20 protein-coding genes are annotated in these 18,637 nt (G+C 73.3%); 8 read left to right on the plus strand and 12 right to left on the minus strand.

The window, feature by feature from the left end:
• Position 1: 1 nt before the first annotated feature.
• The 3 genes from VGD70_RS04480 to VGD70_RS04490 form a co-directional block, all read right to left on the minus strand.
• Positions 2-868, minus strand: coding sequence for a xanthine dehydrogenase family protein subunit M (locus VGD70_RS04480; RefSeq protein ID WP_331078382.1), 867 nt, complete (start codon positions 866-868; stop codon positions 2-4).
• Between the two features lie 10 nt (positions 869-878).
• A complete protein-coding gene (locus VGD70_RS04485; RefSeq protein ID WP_331078383.1) occupies positions 879-1,109 on the minus strand; it encodes a hypothetical protein in 231 nt (76 codons plus the stop codon).
• 76 nt (positions 1,110-1,185) lie between these two features.
• The gene (locus tag VGD70_RS04490; RefSeq protein ID WP_331078385.1) at positions 1,186-2,154 is read right to left on the minus strand and encodes a LysR family transcriptional regulator; all 969 of its coding nucleotides are present in this window, start codon (positions 2,152-2,154) and stop codon (positions 1,186-1,188) included.
• Between the two features lie 94 nt (positions 2,155-2,248).
• Here VGD70_RS04490 and VGD70_RS04495 point away from each other — a divergent pair, with 94 nt between their 5' ends.
• The 6 genes from VGD70_RS04495 (at position 2,249) to VGD70_RS04520 (ending at position 9,000) form a co-directional block, all read left to right on the plus strand.
• Positions 2,249-3,109, plus strand: a complete 861-nt coding sequence (locus tag VGD70_RS04495; RefSeq protein ID WP_331078387.1) for a xanthine dehydrogenase family protein subunit M — start codon at positions 2,249-2,251, stop codon at positions 3,107-3,109.
• Positions 3,109-3,576, plus strand: coding sequence for a (2Fe-2S)-binding protein (locus tag VGD70_RS04500; protein ID WP_331078389.1), 468 nt, complete (start codon positions 3,109-3,111; stop codon positions 3,574-3,576). Before VGD70_RS04495 ends, VGD70_RS04500 begins: the two co-directional genes overlap by 1 nt.
• A complete protein-coding gene (locus VGD70_RS04505; RefSeq protein WP_331078391.1) occupies positions 3,573-5,936 on the plus strand; it encodes an aerobic carbon-monoxide dehydrogenase large subunit in 2,364 nt (787 codons plus the stop codon). Before VGD70_RS04500 ends, VGD70_RS04505 begins: the two co-directional genes overlap by 4 nt.
• Before the next feature lie 11 nt (positions 5,937-5,947).
• Positions 5,948-6,832, plus strand: a complete 885-nt coding sequence (locus tag VGD70_RS04510; protein WP_331078393.1) for an XdhC family protein — start codon at positions 5,948-5,950, stop codon at positions 6,830-6,832.
• The gene (locus VGD70_RS04515; protein ID WP_331078395.1) at positions 6,829-7,707 is read left to right on the plus strand and encodes a MoxR family ATPase; all 879 of its coding nucleotides are present in this window, start codon (positions 6,829-6,831) and stop codon (positions 7,705-7,707) included. The genes VGD70_RS04510 and VGD70_RS04515 overlap by 4 nt, the downstream gene beginning before the upstream one ends.
• A 144-nt stretch (positions 7,708-7,851) precedes the next feature.
• Positions 7,852-9,000: a vWA domain-containing protein gene (locus VGD70_RS04520; RefSeq protein WP_331078397.1), complete on the plus strand. Its 1,149-nt coding sequence runs from the start codon at positions 7,852-7,854 to the stop codon at positions 8,998-9,000.
• Between the two features lie 69 nt (positions 9,001-9,069).
• On the opposite strand, the gene VGD70_RS04525 is transcribed toward VGD70_RS04520, so the two are convergent.
• The 3 genes from VGD70_RS04525 to VGD70_RS04535 all read right to left on the minus strand — a co-directional run bounded on the left by VGD70_RS04525 (position 9,070) and on the right by VGD70_RS04535 (position 11,078).
• On the minus strand, positions 9,070-9,576 hold the full coding sequence (locus VGD70_RS04525) for a general stress protein (protein WP_331078399.1): 507 nt from the start codon (positions 9,574-9,576) through the stop codon (positions 9,070-9,072).
• Between the two features lie 90 nt (positions 9,577-9,666).
• Positions 9,667-9,882, minus strand: a complete 216-nt coding sequence (locus tag VGD70_RS04530) for a ferredoxin (RefSeq protein ID WP_331078401.1) — start codon at positions 9,880-9,882, stop codon at positions 9,667-9,669.
• Positions 9,883-9,887: 5 nt separating this feature from the next.
• Entirely contained in the window at positions 9,888-11,078 is a 1,191-nt protein-coding gene (locus VGD70_RS04535) for a cytochrome P450 (protein ID WP_331078403.1), read from the minus strand.
• Between the two features lie 324 nt (positions 11,079-11,402).
• On the opposite strand from VGD70_RS04535, the gene VGD70_RS04540 reads away from it, so the two are divergent.
• A complete protein-coding gene (locus tag VGD70_RS04540; protein WP_331078405.1) occupies positions 11,403-11,966 on the plus strand; it encodes a TetR/AcrR family transcriptional regulator in 564 nt (187 codons plus the stop codon).
• On the opposite strand, the gene VGD70_RS04545 is transcribed toward VGD70_RS04540, so the two are convergent.
• From VGD70_RS04545 to VGD70_RS04555, 3 genes are read right to left on the minus strand one after another with little or no spacing between them, the layout of a single operon-like run.
• A complete protein-coding gene (locus VGD70_RS04545; RefSeq protein ID WP_331078407.1) occupies positions 11,953-12,945 on the minus strand; it encodes a phosphotransferase family protein in 993 nt (330 codons plus the stop codon). The two genes, VGD70_RS04540 and VGD70_RS04545, sit on opposite strands and share 14 nt — an antisense overlap.
• Positions 12,942-13,898: a DUF7065 domain-containing protein gene (locus VGD70_RS04550; RefSeq protein ID WP_331078408.1), complete on the minus strand. Its 957-nt coding sequence runs from the start codon at positions 13,896-13,898 to the stop codon at positions 12,942-12,944. Before VGD70_RS04550 ends, VGD70_RS04545 begins: the two co-directional genes overlap by 4 nt.
• Positions 13,895-14,254 (minus strand): hypothetical protein, encoded by a 360-nt coding sequence (locus tag VGD70_RS04555; protein WP_331078410.1) that lies wholly within the window; start codon positions 14,252-14,254, stop codon positions 13,895-13,897. The genes VGD70_RS04550 and VGD70_RS04555 overlap by 4 nt, the downstream gene beginning before the upstream one ends.
• Before the next feature lie 45 nt (positions 14,255-14,299).
• Between VGD70_RS04555 and VGD70_RS04560 the strand changes: the two genes are divergently transcribed.
• A complete protein-coding gene (locus VGD70_RS04560; RefSeq protein WP_331078411.1) occupies positions 14,300-15,136 on the plus strand; it encodes an FAS1-like dehydratase domain-containing protein in 837 nt (278 codons plus the stop codon).
• Here the strand turns inward: VGD70_RS04560 and VGD70_RS04565 are convergent.
• The 3 genes from VGD70_RS04565 to VGD70_RS04575 are packed head-to-tail and all read right to left on the minus strand — an operon-like array spanning position 15,091 to position 18,635.
• Positions 15,091-16,053, minus strand: a complete 963-nt coding sequence (locus VGD70_RS04565; protein WP_331078413.1) for an NADPH:quinone oxidoreductase family protein — start codon at positions 16,051-16,053, stop codon at positions 15,091-15,093. The genes VGD70_RS04560 and VGD70_RS04565 overlap by 46 nt on opposite strands.
• Positions 16,054-17,649, minus strand: coding sequence for a class I adenylate-forming enzyme family protein (locus VGD70_RS04570; protein WP_331078415.1), 1,596 nt, complete (start codon positions 17,647-17,649; stop codon positions 16,054-16,056). It abuts the gene before it with no gap.
• Entirely contained in the window at positions 17,646-18,635 is a 990-nt protein-coding gene (locus tag VGD70_RS04575) for an LLM class flavin-dependent oxidoreductase (RefSeq protein ID WP_331078417.1), read from the minus strand. Before VGD70_RS04575 ends, VGD70_RS04570 begins: the two co-directional genes overlap by 4 nt.
• Between the last annotated feature and the right edge of the window lie 2 nt (positions 18,636-18,637).

The raw sequence follows: 18,637 nt of genomic DNA on the forward strand, positions 1-18,637 counted from the left end.
CTTACGCCGCAACGAGAACGCTGGACTCGAGTGCACGCACCACGAACGTCCGCACCACGTGCCGCTTGTAGGCGGCGCTGCCGCGGTGGTCGGTCCTGGGCTTGGCGGCCTCGGCGGCGAGCCGCGCGGCCTCCTCGACGGTCGCCGCGTCGAGCGCGTTGCCGACGAGCACCTGCTCGGCCTCGACGACCTTGATGTTGTTGGGCCCCACGCCGGTCAGCGCGATGCCGGCCCGGGTGACCTTCCCGCCGGAGGTCTCGACGGCGACCGCGACGCCGACCGTGGCGAAGTCGCCGACCCGGCGCTCCAGCTTGAGGTAGCGGCCGGCCGGGGTGCCCTTCGGCGCCGGCACCCGCGCCTCGATCGCCAGCTCACCCGGCAGCAGCGCCGTCTGGAACGGCCCGGTCACGAAGTCCGACATCGGGATCACCCGGCGGCCGGCGGCGCTGACCGCGACGATCTCGCCGTCCAGCGCGAGCATCACCGACGCCCAGTCACCCTGCGGGTCCGCGTGGCAGAGCGAACCGACGAGCGTGCCGCGGTTGCGCACGATCGGGTCGGCGATCAGCGGCGCGGCGCTGACCATCAGCGGCCGCCGTTCGCCGAGCAACACGGAATGCTCCAGGTCGACGTGGCGGCACAGGGCACCGACGGCGAGCGTGCCGCCGGTCTCCTCGCGGTGGTAGTCGAGCGAGGGGATGTTGTTGATGTCGACGAGCATCTCGGGAGAGGCGAAGCGCAGCTTGACCATCGGGATCAGGCTCTGGCCCCCGGCCAGCACCTTGGCCCCGTCGCCGTAGGTCCGCAGCAGGTCCAGCGCCTCGTCGAGCGAACGCGGTGCCTCGTACCGGAACCGAGCGGGATACATCGGATCCTCCTCAGGTGGTGGGCGGTTCGGGCTCGGGTACGGCGACCGGCAGCGACTCGTCGGTCGGGTCCGGGCGGGGTTCCTGGTGCGGCGGCCACGGTCCCTGGACGGGCTGACCCGCGACCTTCAACCAGCCGATGACGGCCGGGAACGCCCAGATGGTCGGGCTCTTCCCGGTCTTGGGTGCGTGCTCGACGAGCTCGTACATGCGAGGGTTGCCAGCGTCGTTGCGAGGCTCCATGCAGCGAATCGTCGTGACGCTGGTCACCTGGCCGCAAGCAACGGGTAACCGAATGCTTAATCGCCCTGGGTGGTGCTCAGCTCCACAGCGTCACGTAGACCGGCGGCCGGAACTTCGAGGGCGGCACACCCGCGCCCGGCTCGCGCATCACGCGCAGCGCGGCCGCCGAGGACAGGTAGTGCCGGAACGTCTCGGCCGCGATCGACCGGCGCTCCGGGGTGAGCGTGGTGAGGTACCAGGTGGCGTCGGCCGGGGTGGCCGCGGTGTTGACCACGCGCAGCTCGCCGCGCCGCAGCCGGGCGGTGACCAGGTGCGCGGGAGCGACGGCGACCCCGGCGCCGTCGGCGGCCGCGGCCCACGCGCTGGAGAGGCTGGGGAAGACCCGGATCCGCGACTCGGCGACGTGCAGCCGGCGCAGCAGCCGGCCGGCGTCGCTCGCCGGGTCGGTGGCCGTCGAGTCGACGAGCCACGACCAGTGCGCCGGGCCGCCGGGTAACGGCTTGGCGCCGGCGACCACGACGAGGTGGGTGCGGAACACCGGCTCGGACACCAGCTCGTTGCCGCGCTCGCTGTCCGCGGTGTCGCCGACCGTCCGGCCCAGGTTGGGGCCCAGCGCCACGTCGGCGAACCGGTTGGCGAGCAGCACCGGCATCTCGTCGGTGGCCGCCATGCCGACCGTGGTGTCGATCTTGCGGCCGGAGCGGTCGGCGAAGCTGTCGACCAGCGGGGTGGCGACGAACTCCATCACCGTGCCGGACGCGACCACGCGCAGCTGGCCGGGCGCGCCCTTGCCGGCGCGGACCGCGGCCTCGGCGTCCGCGCCGAGCGCCACCATCTGCGAGGCGATCGGCAGGAGCCGGGTGCCGGCCGTGGTGAGCCGCATCGACGTGCCGGACCGCACGACGAGCTGGTCGCCGAGTTGCTGGCGCAGCGCCGCGAGGGCCTGGGATACCGCCGGCTCGCTCACGCCGAGTGCGGTGGCCGCGGCCTTGACCGAGCCCAGCTTCGCGACCAGCACGAACGTGCTCAACTGCGTGAGCGTCATGGCGACATTGTGTCCCAGCTCACCGATAAGTGAATACTTATCCCCGGATTGCTCGGCCATCGAAGGCCGCCGACCATGCCGTACAGGAGGGCCAATGCAGGTACCCGCCTCGTTCCAGTACCGGAAGGCGACCAGCGTCGAGCACGCGCTGGCGCTGCTGCACGAGTACGGCCCGGAGGCCGCGGTCGTCGCCGGCGGGCACAGCCTGCTGCCCATGATGAAGCTGCGGCTCGCCCACCCCGAGGCTCTGATCGACATCAACGACGTCGGCGAGCTCGCGGGCATCCGGGCCGAGGACGGCGACCTGGTGATCGGCGCGCTGGCCCGGCACGCGGACCTGCTCCGCCACGCCGAGGCCGGCCGGCTGTTCCCGATCCTGCACGACGCCGAGCGGGTCATCGCCGACCCGATCGTGCGCAACCGCGGCACGGTCGGCGGGTCGCTGTGCCAGGCCGACCCGTCCGAGGACCTGTCCGCGGTCTTCGCGGCACTGCGCGCCACGCTGGTCGTGCACGGCATGGACGGCACGCGCACGGTCGCCGTCCGCGACTTCTTCGTCGGGCCGTACCAGACGGTGCTCGCGGACGGGGAGCTGCTCGGCGAGATCCGGGTGCCGCTGCGGCCGTCGGCCAGCGCGTACCTGAAGGTCGACCGGCGGGCGGGGGACTGGGCGGTGGCCGCGGCCGGCGCGGTCGTCTCGGTCGAGGGCGGCGCGGTGGCCGAGGTCGGCCTCGGGCTCACCGCACTCGGCGCCCCGCGGTTCGTCGCCGAGGAGGCCGAGGACTTCCTCCGGGGCGGGCCGCCGGCCGAGGAGCGGCTCGTCGAGGCCGGCCGGATCGCCGCGGCGCACTGCCGGCCCGCCGCCGACCAGCGGGGGCCCGTCGACTACAAGCGCCACCTGGCCGGCGAACTCGTCACCCGGGCCCTGCGCCACGCGGTCGGGCGGGTGGCCTGATGCAGATCGTGGTCACCGTCAACGGCACCGAGCACGTCCGCGACGTCGAGCCCCGGCTGCTGCTCGTCCACTTCCTGCGCGACGACCTGGAGCTCACCGGTACCCACTGGGGCTGCGACACCTCCAACTGCGGAGTGTGCGTGGTGCACCTGGACGGCGTGCCGGTGAAGTCCTGCACGGTGCTCGCGGTGATGGCCGACGGGCGCGAGGTGCGCACGGTCGAGGGCCTGTCCCGCGGCCCGGAGCTCGACCCGGTGCAGCGCGGGTTCATCGAGTGCCACGGGCTGCAGTGCGGGTTCTGCACGCCGGGGATGATGATGACCGCGCGCTGGCTGCTCGACCAGGAGCCCGACCCGTCCGAAGAGGACATCCGGGAGGCGCTGTCCGGGCAGCTGTGCCGGTGCACCGGCTACGAGAACATCGTCCGCTCGGTCCGGTGGGCGGCCGAGCACGAGGCCGTGTCATGACCACCACCCCGATGGGCTTCGGCCGGATGCTACGCAAGGAGGACGCCCGGTTCGTCCGCGGCCGGGGGACCTATGTGGACGACGTGCGGCTGCGCGGCATGCTGCACTCCGCGGTGCTGCGCAGCCCGCTCGCGCACGCGCGGATCGTCTCGATCGACACGTCCGCGGCCGAGGCGCACCCGAAGGTCCGGGCCGTGCTCACCGGCGCCGACCTGGCCGAGCGCGGGCTCGCGTGGATGCCGACGCTGTCGGCCGACCGGCAGGCGGTGCTCGCCACCGACAAGGTCCGGTTCCAGGGCCAGGAGGTGGCGTTCGTCGTCGCCGAGGACCGCTACTCCGCCCGCGACGCGCTCGCGCTGATCGACGTCGAGTACGAGCCGCTGGACCCGGTCGTCGACGCGCGGACCGCGCTGGACGCCGACGCCCCGGTGATCCGCGACGACCTCGACGGCAAGCGGGACAACCACATCTTCGACTGGGAGGCCGGCGACCGCGGCGCCACCGACGCCGTGTTCGCCGCCGCGGACGTGGTGGTGGCGCAGGACGTGCTGTACCCGAGGGTGCACCCGGCGCCGCTGGAGACCTGCGGGGTCATCGCCGACCTCGACCCGGTGACCGGCAAGCTCACCGTGTGGTCGACCACCCAGGCGCCGCACGCGCACCGGACGGTGCTCGCGACCGTGTCCGGCATCCCCGAGCACCGCATCCGGATCATCTCGCCGGACATCGGCGGCGGGTTCGGCAACAAGGTCGCGATCTACCCGGCCTACGTGTGTGCCGTGGTGGGCTCGATGGTCACCGGGGTGCCGGTGAAGTGGTCGGAGGACCGCTCGGAGAACCTGATGACCACCGCGTTCGCCCGCGACTACCACATGCACGGCGAGATCGCGTCCACTTCGGACGGACGGATCCTCGGCCTGCGAGTGCGGGTGCTGGCCGACCACGGCGCGTTCAACGGCACCGCGCAGCCGTCGAAGTACCCGGCCGGCTTCTTCCACATCGTCACCGGCTCCTACGACCTGCGGGCCGCGCACTGCGCGGTCACCGGTGTCTACACCAACAAGGCACCCGGCGGGGTGGCCTACGCGTGCTCGTTCCGCATCGCCGAGGCGTCGTTCCTGGTGGAGCGGCTGGTCGACCTGCTGGCCCGCGAGCTGTCGATGGACCCGGCCGCGCTGCGCCTGGCGAACCTGCTGCGGCCCGAGCAGTTCCCGTACGCGTGTGCCACCGGCTGGGAGTACGACTCGGGCGACTACCCGAAGGCGCTGCGGCTGGCGATGGAGCTGGCGGGCTACGACGAGCTGCGCGCGGAGCAGGCGCGGCGGCGCGAGCGCGGCGAGTACATGGGCGTGGGGCTGAGCTTCTTCACCGAGGCGGTCGGCGCCGGGCCGCGCAAGGACATGGACATCGTCGGCCTCGGCATGGCCGACGGCGCGGAGCTGCGGGTGCACCCGACCGGCAAGGCGGTGCTGCGGATCTCGGTGCAGACGCAGGGGCAGGGGCACGAGACGACGTTCGCGCAGATCGTCGCGCACGAGCTCGGCATCAGCCCGGACGACGTGGACGTGGTGCACGGCGACACCGACCTGACCCCGTTCGGCCTGGGCACCTACGGCTCGCGGTCCACCCCGGTGTCCGGCGCGGCCGCGTCGGTGGCGGCGCGGAAGGTGCGGGAGCGGGCCAAGCTCGTGGCCTCGGCGATGCTCGAGGTGAGCGTGGACGACCTGGAGTGGTCGCCCGGGCGGTGGTCGGTGCGCGGCGACCCGACCGCGGGCGCGTCCATGCGGGAGATCGCGATGGCCGCGCACTCCGACCTGGACCTGCCCGACGGGATCGAGGGGCACCTGGACGCGTCCTGTGTGTACAACCCGCCGAACCTGACGTTCCCGTTCGGCGCGTACATCTGCGTGGTGGACGTGGATCCGGGCACCGGCAAGGTCGTCGTGCGCCGGTTCGTCGCGGTCGACGACTGCGGGGTGCGGATCAATCCGTCCATTGTGGAGGGTCAGGTGCACGGCGGCCTCGCCGACGGGGTCGGGATGGCGTTGATGGAGCTGATGGCGTTCGACACGGACGGCAACTGCCTCGGCGGGTCCTTCATGGACTATCTGTTGCCGACCGCGGTGGACTGCCCGTCGTGGGAGCTGGGCGAGACGGTCACGCCGTCGCCGCACCATCCCCTGGGCGCCAAGGGAATCGGGGAGTGCGCGACGGTCGGCTCGCCGGCCGCGGTGGTGAACGCGGTGATGGACGCGCTGGCGCCGTTCGGCGTGCGGCACGCCGACATGCCGCTGACGCCGGCCGCGGTGTGGTGTGCCATCCAGGGCCGGCCGTTGCGCAACGACCTGGCGATCGAGTAGGAGGATTGGTCATGTCCGGTGTGCTGACCAGGGTGGACGACCTGCGGTCCGGGCGGACGCCGTTCGTGCTGGCCACGGTCGTGCGGGCGGAGCGGCCGACGAGTGCCAAGCCGGGCGACCGGGCGCTGGTGCTGCCGGACGGGTCGATGGAGGGCTTCGTCGGCGGCTCGTGTGCCGAGTCCACCGTGCGGCTGCAGGGGTTGCGGCTGCTGGCGAGCGGTGAGTCGACGCTGCTGCGGATCACGCCGTCGGCCGTGTCGGAGACGGTGACCGAGGGGCTCGTGACGGTCGGGAACCCGTGCCTGTCCGGTGGGTCGCTGGACATCTTCCTCGAGGCGATGCTGCCGCCGATGCTGGTCCACGTGCACGGCGAGGCGCCGGTCGCGCGGGCGCTGCTGGAGATCGGCCGCGCGCTGGGGCACGACGTGCGCCGGCCGTCGCCGTCGGACCCGCTGCCCGACGACCTGGGGGCGCTGGTCGTCGCGTCGCACGGGCGGGACGAGGAGCCGGCGCTGGTGGCGGCATTGCGCGCCAGGGTGCCGTATGTCGGGCTGGTGGCGAGCAGGCGGCGCGGGCGGGCGGTGCTCGAGTCGCTGGACGTGTCGCCGGAGGACCGCGCCCGGGTGCACACGCCGGCGGGGCTGGACATCGGCGCGCGGACGCCGCCGGAGGTCGCGCTGTCGGTGTACGCGGAGCTGATCGCCTCGCGGGTCCGGACGCCGGCGCCGGTCGAGCCGGTGGTGCTCGCGGCCGAGGCGGTGGACCCGGTGTGCGGCATGACGGTGGCGGTCAGCGAGACGGCGCTGTCGCTGGTGGACAACGGGCTGACGGTGTACTTCTGCGGCGCCGGCTGCCGGTCGGCCTACGCCGACGACCCGGAGCGCTACCACGCATGACCTCCTTCGACGTGCCGACGCTGCGGTCGGGGCTGGCGTCCGCCGGGTACCTGGCCGACGACGCGCTGACCACGGCGCTGCTGCTCGCGGTGCGCATGGGCCAGCCGATCCTCCTCGAGGGCGAGCCCGGCGTGGGCAAGACGGAGGCGGCCCGCGCCTTGGCGTCCACATTGGACACGGTGCTGATTCGGCTGCAGTGCTACGAGGGCCTGTCCTCGGCCGAGGCGCTGTACGAGTGGAACTACCCGCGCCAGCTGCTGGCCATCCGGCTGGCCGAGTCCCGAGGCGAGCCCTTGGGCGACAACGACCTCTTCACGGATGCCTATCTGTTGGCCCGCCCCGTCCTGGCCGCCGTGACCCACCCCGGCCCGCGCCCCGCCGTGCTGCTGATCGACGAGGTCGACCGCGCCGACGACGAGTTCGAGGCGTTCCTGCTGGAGCTGCTGGCCGACCACGCGGTGACGATCCCCGAGCTGGGCACGCGGCGCGCGGTGGTCCCGCCGGTGGTGGTGCTGACGTCCAACCGCACCCGCGACCTGCACGACGCGTTGAAACGGCGCTGCCTCTACCACTGGATCGCACATCCCCCGGCGGACCGGGTGGCCGAGATCATCCGCCGCCGCGTCCCGGCGTCGGCCGGCTGGCTGGCCTCCCGCGTGGCGGTGGCGGTGGACCGGCTGCGCGCGGTGGACCTGATGAAGCCCCCCGGCGTGGCGGAGGCGATCAGCTGGGCCACCGCCTTGCACGTCCTGGATGTGTCCACAATGGACGAGACGGCGGTCGAGGCGACGCTGGGCGCGGTACTGAAGTACCCGGAGGACGCGGAGACGGTCCGCGCCATGGGCCTGGCGACCCTGGTGGACGCCGATGCCTGACCGGGTTGTCCACAGCCGCCCGCGCGCTGGCCCGGAACTGTCGGTGCCCGCACGTAGGCTGGAAACCGGGGGGCGGAGCCCACGCCCCCGATCCGCGCGGGCCCGGTTGTCCACAGCCGCCCGCGCACACGCCCGGAACTGTCGGTGCCGGTCGGTACGCTGGAATCCGGGGGCCGGCGGCCGATGATCGCCGAGCTGCCGGACCTCGTCGCGCGGTTCGCCGCCGAGCTCACCCGCGCCGGGTTGCCGGTCGGCGCCGACCGGGCGCAGCGGTTCGCCACGGCGATCACCCTGCTCGAGCCGCGGACGCTCCCCGAGCTTCGCCGGTGTGCGCTGGCCACTCTCGTCAGCGACCCCGACCAGGTGTCCACACTGGACAGCGTGCTCGACCGGGTCTTCGGGGGCATCGTCGATCCCGCCGACCGGCGCGGGCAGGATGCCGGGGTTCATGGCGGACCCGCGAACTCGCCGGGGCCCGGTGGTGGGTGGCCCACCGCCAGTGGGCGGAGTGCCGGGGCGGGCGGTGCGGTCGAGGTCGCGGCGGCGGCCAGTGCGGCGGAACGGCTCGCCAGCAGGGACTTCGCCGACCTGACCGCCGCCGAGCTGGCCTCGCTCGCCGTGGTGATGCGGCGCATCTCGCTGCGCATCCCGCGCCGCCGCAGCCGCCGCCTCCGCGTGGCCCCGCACGGCCGCCGCACCGACCTGCGCCGCACGCTCGCCCTCGCCCGCCGCACCGGCGGGCACCCGCTGCGCCTGGTCCGCGCCGCCCGCAAGGAACGGCCGCGCCGGCTGGTCGTCCTCTGCGACATCTCCGGCTCGATGGCCCCCTACGCCCGCGCGATGATCCAGCTGCTCTACTGCGCGGCCGGCGCCGCCGACGCCGAGGTGTTCACCTTCGCCACGCGCCTCACCCGCCTCACCCGGCACCTGCGGCGCTCGCGGCCGGGGGTCGCGCTCGCCCGGGCCGGGCGGGTCGCGCCCGACTGGTCCGGTGGGACCCGGATCGCCTCGGCGCTCGCCTCGCTCGACCGGTCGGTTGTTCGGGGGGCCGTCGTGCTCATCGTCTCTGATGGTTGGGAGACAGGGGATCCGGCCTCACTCGCCCGGCAGATGGCCCGGATCTCGGCCGTTGCTCATCGGGTCGTCTGGGCCAATCCGCGGACCGCCCGGCCGGGATACCGGCCTCTTGCCGGCGGGATGGCCGCTGCCTGGCCTTACTGTGATGCCGTTGTCAGTGGGCACCGGTTCGACGCTCTCGACGAGCTGGTCTCGGTGCTCGCCCGGCCGCTCTGAAACCGACGTCCGTGGCCTCGCCCGCACGTGATCAAGTCACGTGAAGACGAGGCCAGGGCACATTCTCGGTCAGGCGACCATGCCGGGCCGCATCGAGAGCGAGGCCAGCATGTCGCGGCCCTGCTCGGCGTTGCGCGGCTTGCACAGCACGTCGTAGCGCCGGGCCACGAGCTGGCTGTGCGAGACGAAGTCCCGCTGCCCGCGGGTGGCGCCGTACCGCACGGCGGCCGAGGCCAGGCCGAACACGACACCGGAGCCCAGGCCGATGAGGATGGGGAACAGGCCCGCGCCGGGGGTGAACAGGCTCAACAGCAAGCCGACGAACAGCCCGAGCCAGGCGCCGGACGCGGCACCCGCGCCGAGCACGCGGCTCCAGGTGAGCCGGGCCGCGACGCGCTCGACGACCATCGGCTCGACACCGACGATCGTGACGTCGTGCACGGGAAAATCACTGTCGGCCAGGTGGTCGACAGCCCGCTGGGCTTCCTTGTACGTGTCGTAGGAGCCGATCGGCCAGCCATCGGGCAAGGTCGGCAGGCTGGTGGTCGACGGGGGTGTCGCAAACGCTGCCGTCATCAGGGTCACCTCCAGGTGAAGTCGTGCTACCCGGGTCAACGCGGCCGGAAACGGCTATGTGCCCGATACGACCGGGTTCACAGGGACTTCTCAGGAGCGCGGCGCTACCGCCTTGGCACCGTCCGTGACCGTGATCGCGAGGGCCGGGCACGAGTCGGCGGCGTCCAGCGCCACCTCGTCCGGCTCGATGTCGGGCGCGACCGGGCTCGCGTGGTCGTCGTCCAGGGTGAACAGCTCGGGCGCGAGCGCGGCGCACATGCCCGACCCGATGCAGGTGCGCTCGTCGACCTCGACGTGCCAGGTCACGGGGCTCACCACCCGACCGGCATCGTGACCGCGCCGCGCACCAGCATCTCCGACTTCCACTCGACGTCGCCGGCCAGGTGCAGGCCGGGCAGCCGGGTGAGCAGCACGCGCAGCGCCTCCTGCAGCTCCATCCGGGCCAGTGCGGCGCCGAGGCAGTGGTGCACGCCGTGTCCGAAGCCGAGGTGGGGGGTGGCCGGCCGGTCCACGCGCAGCTCGTCGGCGTCGTCGAAGCGCAGCGCGTCCCGGTTGGCCGCGCCGATGGCCACGATCACCGGCTCGCCCGCCCGCACCAGCACGTCGCCGACCCGCATGTCCTCGGTGGCGTAGCGCGGGAAGCCGGCCCCGGCACCCAGCGGCACGAACCGCATCAGCTCCTCGACCGCGCCCGCCAGCAGCGCCGCGTCCGCGCGCAGCCGGGCCAGCTGGTCGGGATGGTCGAGCAGGGTGAGCACGAAGTTGGGGATCTGGCTCGCGGTCGTCTCGTGGCCGGCCACCAGGATGCCCACGCACAGGTCGACCAGCTCCCGCTCGCTGAGCCGGTCGTGGGCGTCGCGGGCCTCGATCAGCGCGGTCATCAGGTCGTCGGCCGGCTCGGCGCGGTGCCGGGCGATGAGCCCGGACATGTAGGCCCGCATCTCCTCCCGGCTCGCGGCGAACTCCTCGGCGGTGAGCCGGCTGGTGGACAGCGCGTCGTCGCTCCACACCCGGAACCGGCCCCGGTCCTCGACCGGCACGCCCAGCAGCTCGCAGATCACCGCGACCGGCAGCGGCAGCGCGAAGGCGTCGACCAGGTCGGCCGGCGGCCCGGCGGCGACCAGGTCGTCGACCAGGCCCTCGGCCAGCTCGCGGGCCCGCGGCCGCACCTCCTCGACCCGGCGCACGGTGAACGCCTTGGCCACCAGGGTGCGCAGCCGGGTGTGCTCGGGCGGGTCCATCGTGAGGATGCCGGAGTCGGCCTGACCGGCCCGCATGCGTGGCGCGTCGTGCGCGAGCGACTCGGCGCGGCTGAACCGCTTGTCGCCGAGCACCAGGCGCGCGTCGGCGTACCGGGTGGCGAGCCAGGCCGGCTCGCCGTGCGGCAGCTGGACGCGGATCATGCCGGGCTCCCGCTGCGCGGTGCGGTAGTCGTCGTGCAGGCCGAGGCTGTCCGCTTCGTTGAACGGATAGCCGACCGGGGCCGGGTACGTGGCAGTCATGGCATCTCCCCGCTGGTTGTAAGCAGCTGCTTACAACGCTAGGAGCGGCTACACAGCGTGTCAAGAAGGTTACGTCCGAAGCGGGTGAAGGCCTGTCCTGTGCCGACTACCGGAACCTCAGGGGACCGTGACGGCACCCAGCCACCGTCCACTTCGATACCCGCACCATCCGCCGGGACGCAACGCACACTTTTAATCCCGGGGAGGCGGACTAGTGACGGCACCCAGCCACCATCCACCTCGATACCCGCACCATTCGCTGGGACGCAACGCACACTTTGAATCCCGGGGAGGCGGACTAGTCTGTCCGCTTCGGAGGTCTGCGTGGGTGAACGAGCACGGCGTCGCGACGCGACCGCGACGCGCGAGGCGCTGCGGGACGCGGCGGTCGAGCTGTTCGCCGAGCGTGGCTACGACCGGACGACCGTGCGCGACATCGCCACCCGCGCCGGGGTCAACCAGGCGCTGCTGTTCCGGTACTTCGGCTCCAAGGAGGCGTTGTTCGCCGAGGCGACCCGCGGCAGGCACCTCGACGGGACACCACCGGCCCGGCTGTTCGAGGACATGCTGGACAACCTGCTCGACCCGTCGTCGGCGGCCCGGCGCGACCAGGTGCTGACGGCGCTGCTGCGCACTCTGGGCACCGACGACGAGGCGGCGGAGATCCGCCGGCGGCTCAACGCGGACTACGCGGGCGCGCTCGCCACGCTGACCGACCAGCCGGACGCCGACCTGCGGGCGGACCTGATCCTCGCGTGGCTGTTCGGCATCAGCCTGATGCGCGGGGTCGCGGCCACCCATCCGCTGGCCGACGCCGACCCCGCGGTCGTGCGCGCGCTGGTGCTGCCCGCGGCGCGGGCCTTGTTGGAGAAGATCACCAGCCCATGAGGCGCACGAGGTCCTGGCGCAGACCGGGCACGGCGTAGCGGTTCCACGCCATCCGCACGTCCGTGGTCGCGCCGTCGGCGTACATGCGGATGCCGGTCAGCAGGATCGCGATCAGCACGAGCGCGCCGAGCGCGGAGTACGTGCGCACCACCTCGCGGTCCACGGTGGTCCCGGTCAGCCGCTCGTACTCGGCGAGGAACCACTCGCGGTCGGCCACCGCGCACAGCAGCGGCGAGCCGGGGGCGACGAACTTGCCGGCGTGGTAGTCCAGCGCCGCGTACCCGAGGTCGAACCGGCGATCGCCCACATAGGACAGCTCCCAGTCCACCACCGCGGCGATGCGCTCGTCGTGCACCATCGTGTTGCCGATCCGGTAGTCGCCGTGCACCAGGCCGGGCTCGGCCGGGTCCGGCTCGCGGGACAGCACCCAGGCGAACGCCTCCTCGACCACCGGGTCGCGCAGCAGCCGCTGCCGCTCGTAGGTCTCCCGCCAGTGCCCGACGACGTCGGCGAACGGCCGCGGCGGGCCGAGGAAGTCGAACGCCGCCGCGGGCGCGCCGTGGATGGCGGCGAGCGTCTCCACCAGGTCGGTGCCGAGGCCGCGGCTGTCGCGCCAGTTGGCCTCCAGCGCCGCCCGGTCCCGGCCGCGCCACACCACCGGTGCCTCGCCGCGCACCCAGTCCATCACGAAGAACGGCCCGCCGAAACTGTTGTCCTCGCTGGCGTCCACGCCGTACGCGGCGGGCACCGGCACCTTCGCGTTGCGCAGCTCCACGTACGTCCGGTACTCGGTCACCAGGTCGGTGTCCAGCAGCGAGCCCGGCGGCTTGACCCGGACCACGTAGGACCGGTCGGCCGAGGACAGCCGGTAGGTGTGCCGGGACCAGCCGCCGGCCAGCTGGGTGAGCTGCCAGCCGTCGCCGTCGTCCTCGCCTTCGCCGAGGACGTCGAGCGCCGCGCGGACACGGGCGTCGGTCATGGCTCCCGGACCAGCTCGGCGAACTCCACGTTGGCCCATCCGGTCGAACCGTCGTCGAACGTGCACTCGACCAGCGCCCGGTCGTTCCACGACACCTGGCCCGGCTTGGTGAACAGCACCGGCAGCACCCGGCGTACCTCGCCGGTGAGGCCGCGCGTCACGCCGCCCGCGGTGAGCTCCGCCCGCAGGGTCCTCGGCAGCGGCTTGGGCCGGCCCGGAACCTCCACTGTGGACACCGTCTCGACGTAGCCGTCGAGCGGGGCCGGCCCGGCGGCGAACACGGCGCCGTCGGAGGTCCACTCGCCGGGCTGGAACGCCGCGCGCCACAGGGTCAGCTGCGGGCCGTCGTCGGAGACCAGGTCGAACCAGCGCCAGGCGACGGGGGCGAACCAGTTGCGCACGCCCCACGAGTGATCCTTGCCGCCCCGGCCGTCGATCTCGTAGGTCTCGTCGCCGATGGTGAGCGTGCCGCGCACGGTGGCGACCTCGTCCACGTGCCCGGTGAACAGCTCGCTCCACTCCGGACGCTGCCGGTACACGTACGGCGGGCCGGTCGGGGTGAACGTCAGCTCGTAGCGCACCGGCACGGTGTTCGCGCCGGCCGGCCCGAGCGCCGCGCGGTCGCACTCCACGCCGTCACCGCCCACGTTGAGCAGGCCGTCGAACGCGACCTCCCACACGCCGAACGGCTCGTGTGCCTTGTAGGTGAGGCCGGCGACGTCGTGGTTGTCGTCGAGCGTGTCGAACTTGTCGAACTCCGACGCCACGAGCGACGGCCGGTCCGGGCCCCACAGCACGTTGATCGAGCCGGAGTGCCCGCTGGCCGCGCGCTTGCCGATGGAGGAGAAGCCGCCGATGCGGTGGCGCGAGTCGAAGAAGGAGAAGTAGTAGCTCTCCCGCCAGCGGCGGTCCGCGCCCGGCGGGTGTACCCGGTCCTCGGCGAGCTGGGTCACGGGGTGCCTCCCTTGGTCGCGCCGAGCAGGATCTCGAGCTCGGCGTTGGTCAGGTCACGCAGCAGGGTGTGGAGCGTGGCGCGCAGCGTGTCGTCGGCCACGGCGAGCCGCTCGCACAGGAACTCGCCGAGCGTGGCGAGGTCGGCGTCGGGCGGGGCGCCGGGGACGGCCGCGCGGAACCGGTCGAGCACCGGGCCCGCGTGCGCGATCTCGGCGGCGGCGAACCGGCCGATGCTGCTGGCCGACTTGAGCTGCCCGGCCTGGAAGGGCTCGAGCGGGCGGTCCCACGTGGCCGAGTCCCGCAGCACCGTGCTCAGGATGCCGACCAGCCGGGCGGGTGGCAGCGGGTTGAACACCGCGGACTCCTTCCGGTCGTTAGTGAATGACTGATAACTTAAGGCATGCTTGCCGTCTTGCGCGACCTCGTCGGCCGTTCCGAGGAGCCGCTGGTAGCCCGTGATCCAGTGGGCCTGACCAGGGTGCGAATGTTCGTGGAGGCCATTGAAGACCCGGACCCGAAGTATCTCGCGGATCACATCGCGCCGCCGGCGCTGCTGCAGGCGTGGACGATGCCGGGGCTCGGTCCCGTACGGGCCGGACCCACCGCGGAGCTGTACCGGCGGCTCGACGACGCCGGGTACCCCGGGCTGATCGCGGTCGGCTACCGGCAGGAGTACCTGCGCCACCTCGTGCCGGGGGACGTGCTGACCGCGCGCGCGACGATCGCCGCGGTGAGCGAGGAGAAGCGGACCTGGGTGGGGCCGGGGTACTTCCTCTCCACCGACACGGAGTTCACCGACGCGGCCGGCGCCGTGGTCGGCCGGATGAGCTGGACGGTGCTGAAGTACCGGCCGACGCCTGCCGCGCCCCGGGCCGCCGACGAGTCCACACTGGACGACCCGCTCGAGGTGCCGGTGACCGCCACCATGATCGTCGCGGGTGCGTTGGCCACCAACGACTACACGCCGATCCACCACGACGTCGAGGCCGCGCGGGCGGCGGGGTTCGCGGACATCTTCATGAACATCCTGACCACGTGCGGGCTGGTGCACCGGTATGTCGGCGGGGACATCCGGGCGACCGAGTTCCGCCTCGGCACGCCGGTGTACCCGGGCGACACGCTGACGTTCACCGGCCGGCGGGCGGGGGCGGTGGTGTCGGTGCAGGGGCGCACGGCGCGCGGGGTGCACGTTCACGGCACGGTCACCACGAGCTTGCCGACCGTGCCGCGGTCGTAGATGCGCCGCAGGCCGTCGGGGACCTGGTCCATCGGCAGGATCTCGGAGACCAGCGGGTCGATCGCGCCGGCGCGGTGGAGGTCCATGAGCGCGGCGTGCGTCTCGCCGACCACGTGCGGGGCGCGGCGGCGGTAGAGCCCCCAGTGCACGCCGACGATCGAGTAGTTCTTGACCAGCGCATGGTTGGTCGGCGCCGCGGCGGGCGGGCCGCCCGCGAACCCGGCGACCACGAGCCGCCCCTCGAACGCGACGACCTTGCGGGACCGGTCGAACACCGCGCCCCCGACCGGGTCGACGATCACGTCCGCACCCCGGCCGCCGGTGGCCTCCAGCACCGCCGCGACGAAGTCCCCGGCCCGGTAGTCGATCGCGAGGTCGGCGCCGAGCTTCTCGCAGACCTCGACCTTGGCCGGCCCACCCGCGGTGGCGATGACGGTGGCGCCGGCGGCCTTGGCGACCTGGATGGCCGCGCTGCCCACGCCACCGGCCCCGGCGTGCACGAGCACGGTCTCGCCGGGGCGCAGGCCGGCCCGGCGGTGCAGCGCGGCGTGCGCGGTGAGGTAGGTGACGACCATCGCCGCCGCGGCGGTGGCGGACAGCGAGTCGGGGATGGGCAGCGCCGCGGCGGCGGGCAGGACCGTGCGCTGGGCCAGCCCCCCGTGCGGGAACTCGCACATGGCCGCGACCCGCTGCCCGGTGCCCACCACCCGGCCGGCCATCTCGAAGCCCGGGGTCAGCGGCAGCGGCGGGCGGTCCTGGTACTTCCCCTGGCACACCAGGACGTCCGCGTAGTTCAGGGCCGCCGCGTCGACCTCGACCAGCACCTCGCCCGGCCCCGGTTCCGGGTCCGGCGCGTCGTCCTCCAGCCGCAGCACGTCGGCCGGGTCGCCGAGCGTGTGCAGGCGCCAGGCGCGCACTCAGGAACCCGCCGGCGCGTGGCTGAACCGCTCGCGCAGCACGAACTTCTGCACCTTCCCCGAGATCGTCAGCGGGAACTCCTCGACCGTCCGCACCACCGACGGCTTCTTGAAGCTCGCCAGCCGCTCCCGGCAGTAGGCCACGATGTCGGCCTCGACGACCGTGGCCCCGGGCGCCGGCACGATCACCGCGCACACCTGCTCGCCCCAGCGCTCGTGCGGCAGGCCGATCACGGCCACGTCGTGCACCGCCGGGTGGGCCCGCAGCACGGCCTCCACCTCGCTCGGGTAGATGTTCATGCCGCCGCTGATGATCATGTCCTTCTTGCGCCCGGCCACGAACAGGAACCCGTCCTCGTCGAGATAGCCCAGGTCACCGGTGTGCAGCCAGCCGTCGCGCACCGTGGCGGCGGTCGCGGCCGGGTTGTCCCAGTACCCGAGCGTCACCGCCGGGCCGCGCACGAGGATCTCGCCCGTCTCGCCGGCCGGCAGCGGCGTGCCCTCGAGCGCGTCGGCGATGCGGATCTCGTTGTGCATCGACGCCTTGCCGGCCGAGCCGATCTTCGACGTGAGGAACGCGGGCGGCACGAACGTCGTCGTCCCGCCGCCCTCGGTGAGCCCGAACACCTGCACGAACCTGGTGTGCGGGAACGCCTTCTGGGCCTCGACGATGGTCTCCCGGGACAGCGGCGCGCCCCCGCACATGATCATCTCCAGTGCCGACGTGTCGAGGTCGGCCAGGCCCGGCGCCCGCAGCACGTCGTAGATCATCGTCGGCACCCACAGCACGTGCGAGATCCGGTGCCGGGCCACGTAGGCCACGGCCTCGGCCGCGTCGAACCCCCCGGAGCGTCTGATGTGGACGGTGCCGCCCTGGTGCAGCAACGCGAACGTGAAGTCGTGCCGGCCGCCGATGTAGTTCAGGTCCAGCGCCACGTAGGTCGCGTGGTCGGGCCGCAGCGCGTAGTCCATCACCTGCTGGATCGAGTTCCACAGCACCGTGCCGTGCGCCCACACCACGCCCTTGGGGTCGCCGGTGGTGCCCGAGGTGTAGATGATCTCGTGCGGGTCGGCGAAGGCAGGCGGCTCGATCGGCGGCCGCCGCGCCTGCGCACCCGCGCACAGCTCCTCGTACTCGACGTCCGCGCCCTCGGCCGTCCCGAACGACACGATGAGCGAGAGCGCCGGCAGCTCGCCGGACGCGCGCGCCGCGGCGATGTGCGGCACGAACGACGCCTCGGCGAACACCGCCCGCGCCCCGGAGCGGGCCAGCAGCCCGACCCGCTCGGCCGGCGCGAGCCGCCAGCTCAACGCCACCATGATCGCCGCCGCGCCGGAGATGCCGAGCTCCACCTCGAAGTACTCGACCCTGTTGCGGGTGCTGATCGACACCCGGTCCATCCGCTCGATCCCGTGTGCCAGCAGGGCGTTCGCCACCCGCCGGTAGCGGTCGCGCAGGTCGCCGTACGTGCGCACGGTGTCCTCGCACACCACCGCCGGGTGGGCCGGATCGGTGCCGGTGCGCTCGGCGAGATAGGTCAGGTTGAGCCCCGCCCACGGCGGCGGCGCGGTCATGTCGACGCCGAGCCCGGTCACGTCACACCTCCCGGTAACTGGCCGAGCGCACGCAGCCGCTCGGTGATCTTGCGCGTGGCGGCGAGCTGGTCGCGCTGCCCGAGGATGAGCATCACGCCGTCGCAGCCGTGGTCGGCGAGCGCGGCGAGCGTCCGCGCCCAGCGGTCCTCCTCGCCCCACACCACGAAGTTGTCCAGCAGGTACTCCGCGAGCGGGCGGGACACGATGTCCTCGGCCATGTTGCGCGGCCGGGTCGCGTCGCCGTGGAAGGCGTAGTCGTAGCGCTTCCACATGGTGCGGACGTCCTCGTGCAGCTCGGTCGGGATGCCGCGCTCGGTCAGGTCGCCGCGGAAGGCTCGGTTGGCGATCGCGACCAGGAGCGGCCCCATGTCCGCGAGCACCTCGTCGACCGTCTCGCCCACCGACACCGCCGGGCCCGCCCAGAACTCCTGCCCCGGGCGGGTCCTCCCGGCCGCGACCCGCCGGGTGAGCACCTCGGCCTTCATCGTGCCGCCGTACAGCACGCCGTCGCCGCACTCGCCGCCCAGCGCGGTGATGCGGGGGCCGTCCGCGCTGACGACCAGCGGCGGCGCCGGCCGGGCGAGCCCGGTGGCCGGGATCCGGGTGTCCCGGAAGGTGCCGCCGGTGCCCGCCCAGTAGCCGCGGATCGCGGCCACCGCCTCCCGCAGCTCGCCGACCGTGGCGGGCTTCATGCCCAGCCCGCGAGCCGCGCTGTTGCCGGTCGCGATCGTCCCGACGGCCCGGCCGTCGCTCGCCTCCTGCAGCGTGGCGAGGAGGTTCGCGACGATCACCGGGTGCCGCGGGACCACATGCGACACCACCGGCCCCACCTTCAGCCGGGTGCTGTTGCGCAGCGCCTGGAACTGGTGCAGGTAGGACTCCTGGTACACGGTCGGCGAGTCGGCGATGCCGAGCCAGGCGTAGCCGGCCTCGTCCGTGTGGCGGGCGAGGCCGGCCGTCTCCTCCATGGAGCGCGGCAGCTCCATGA

Source organism: Actinophytocola sp. (genome assembly GCF_036402745.1).
Classification (GTDB): domain Bacteria; phylum Actinomycetota; class Actinomycetes; order Mycobacteriales; family Pseudonocardiaceae; genus Actinophytocola.

What these genes read in the sequence shown, in the direction of transcription:
- VGD70_RS04480 (WP_331078382.1), bottom strand. Translation starts at nt 868, where the DNA reads ATGTATCCCGCTCGGTTCCGGTACGAGGCACCGCGTTCGCTCGACGAG.
- VGD70_RS04485 (WP_331078383.1), bottom strand. Translation starts at nt 1,109, where the DNA reads ATGGAGCCTCGCAACGACGCTGGCAACCCTCGCATGTACGAGCTCGTC.
- VGD70_RS04490 (WP_331078385.1), bottom strand. Translation starts at nt 2,154, where the DNA reads ATGACGCTCACGCAGTTGAGCACGTTCGTGCTGGTCGCGAAGCTGGGC.
- VGD70_RS04495 (WP_331078387.1), top strand. Translation starts at nt 2,249, where the DNA reads ATGCAGGTACCCGCCTCGTTCCAGTACCGGAAGGCGACCAGCGTCGAG.
- VGD70_RS04500 (WP_331078389.1), top strand. Translation starts at nt 3,109, where the DNA reads ATGCAGATCGTGGTCACCGTCAACGGCACCGAGCACGTCCGCGACGTC.
- VGD70_RS04505 (WP_331078391.1), top strand. Translation starts at nt 3,573, where the DNA reads ATGACCACCACCCCGATGGGCTTCGGCCGGATGCTACGCAAGGAGGAC.
- VGD70_RS04510 (WP_331078393.1), top strand. Translation starts at nt 5,948, where the DNA reads ATGTCCGGTGTGCTGACCAGGGTGGACGACCTGCGGTCCGGGCGGACG.
- VGD70_RS04515 (WP_331078395.1), top strand. Translation starts at nt 6,829, where the DNA reads ATGACCTCCTTCGACGTGCCGACGCTGCGGTCGGGGCTGGCGTCCGCC.
- VGD70_RS04525 (WP_331078399.1), bottom strand. Translation starts at nt 9,576, where the DNA reads ATGACGGCAGCGTTTGCGACACCCCCGTCGACCACCAGCCTGCCGACC.
- VGD70_RS04535 (WP_331078403.1), bottom strand. Translation starts at nt 11,078, where the DNA reads ATGACTGCCACGTACCCGGCCCCGGTCGGCTATCCGTTCAACGAAGCG.
- VGD70_RS04545 (WP_331078407.1), bottom strand. Translation starts at nt 12,945, where the DNA reads ATGACCGACGCCCGTGTCCGCGCGGCGCTCGACGTCCTCGGCGAAGGC.
- VGD70_RS04560 (WP_331078411.1), top strand. Translation starts at nt 14,300, where the DNA reads ATGCTTGCCGTCTTGCGCGACCTCGTCGGCCGTTCCGAGGAGCCGCTG.
- VGD70_RS04575 (WP_331078417.1), bottom strand. Translation starts at nt 18,635, where the DNA reads ATGGAGCTGCCGCGCTCCATGGAGGAGACGGCCGGCCTCGCCCGCCAC.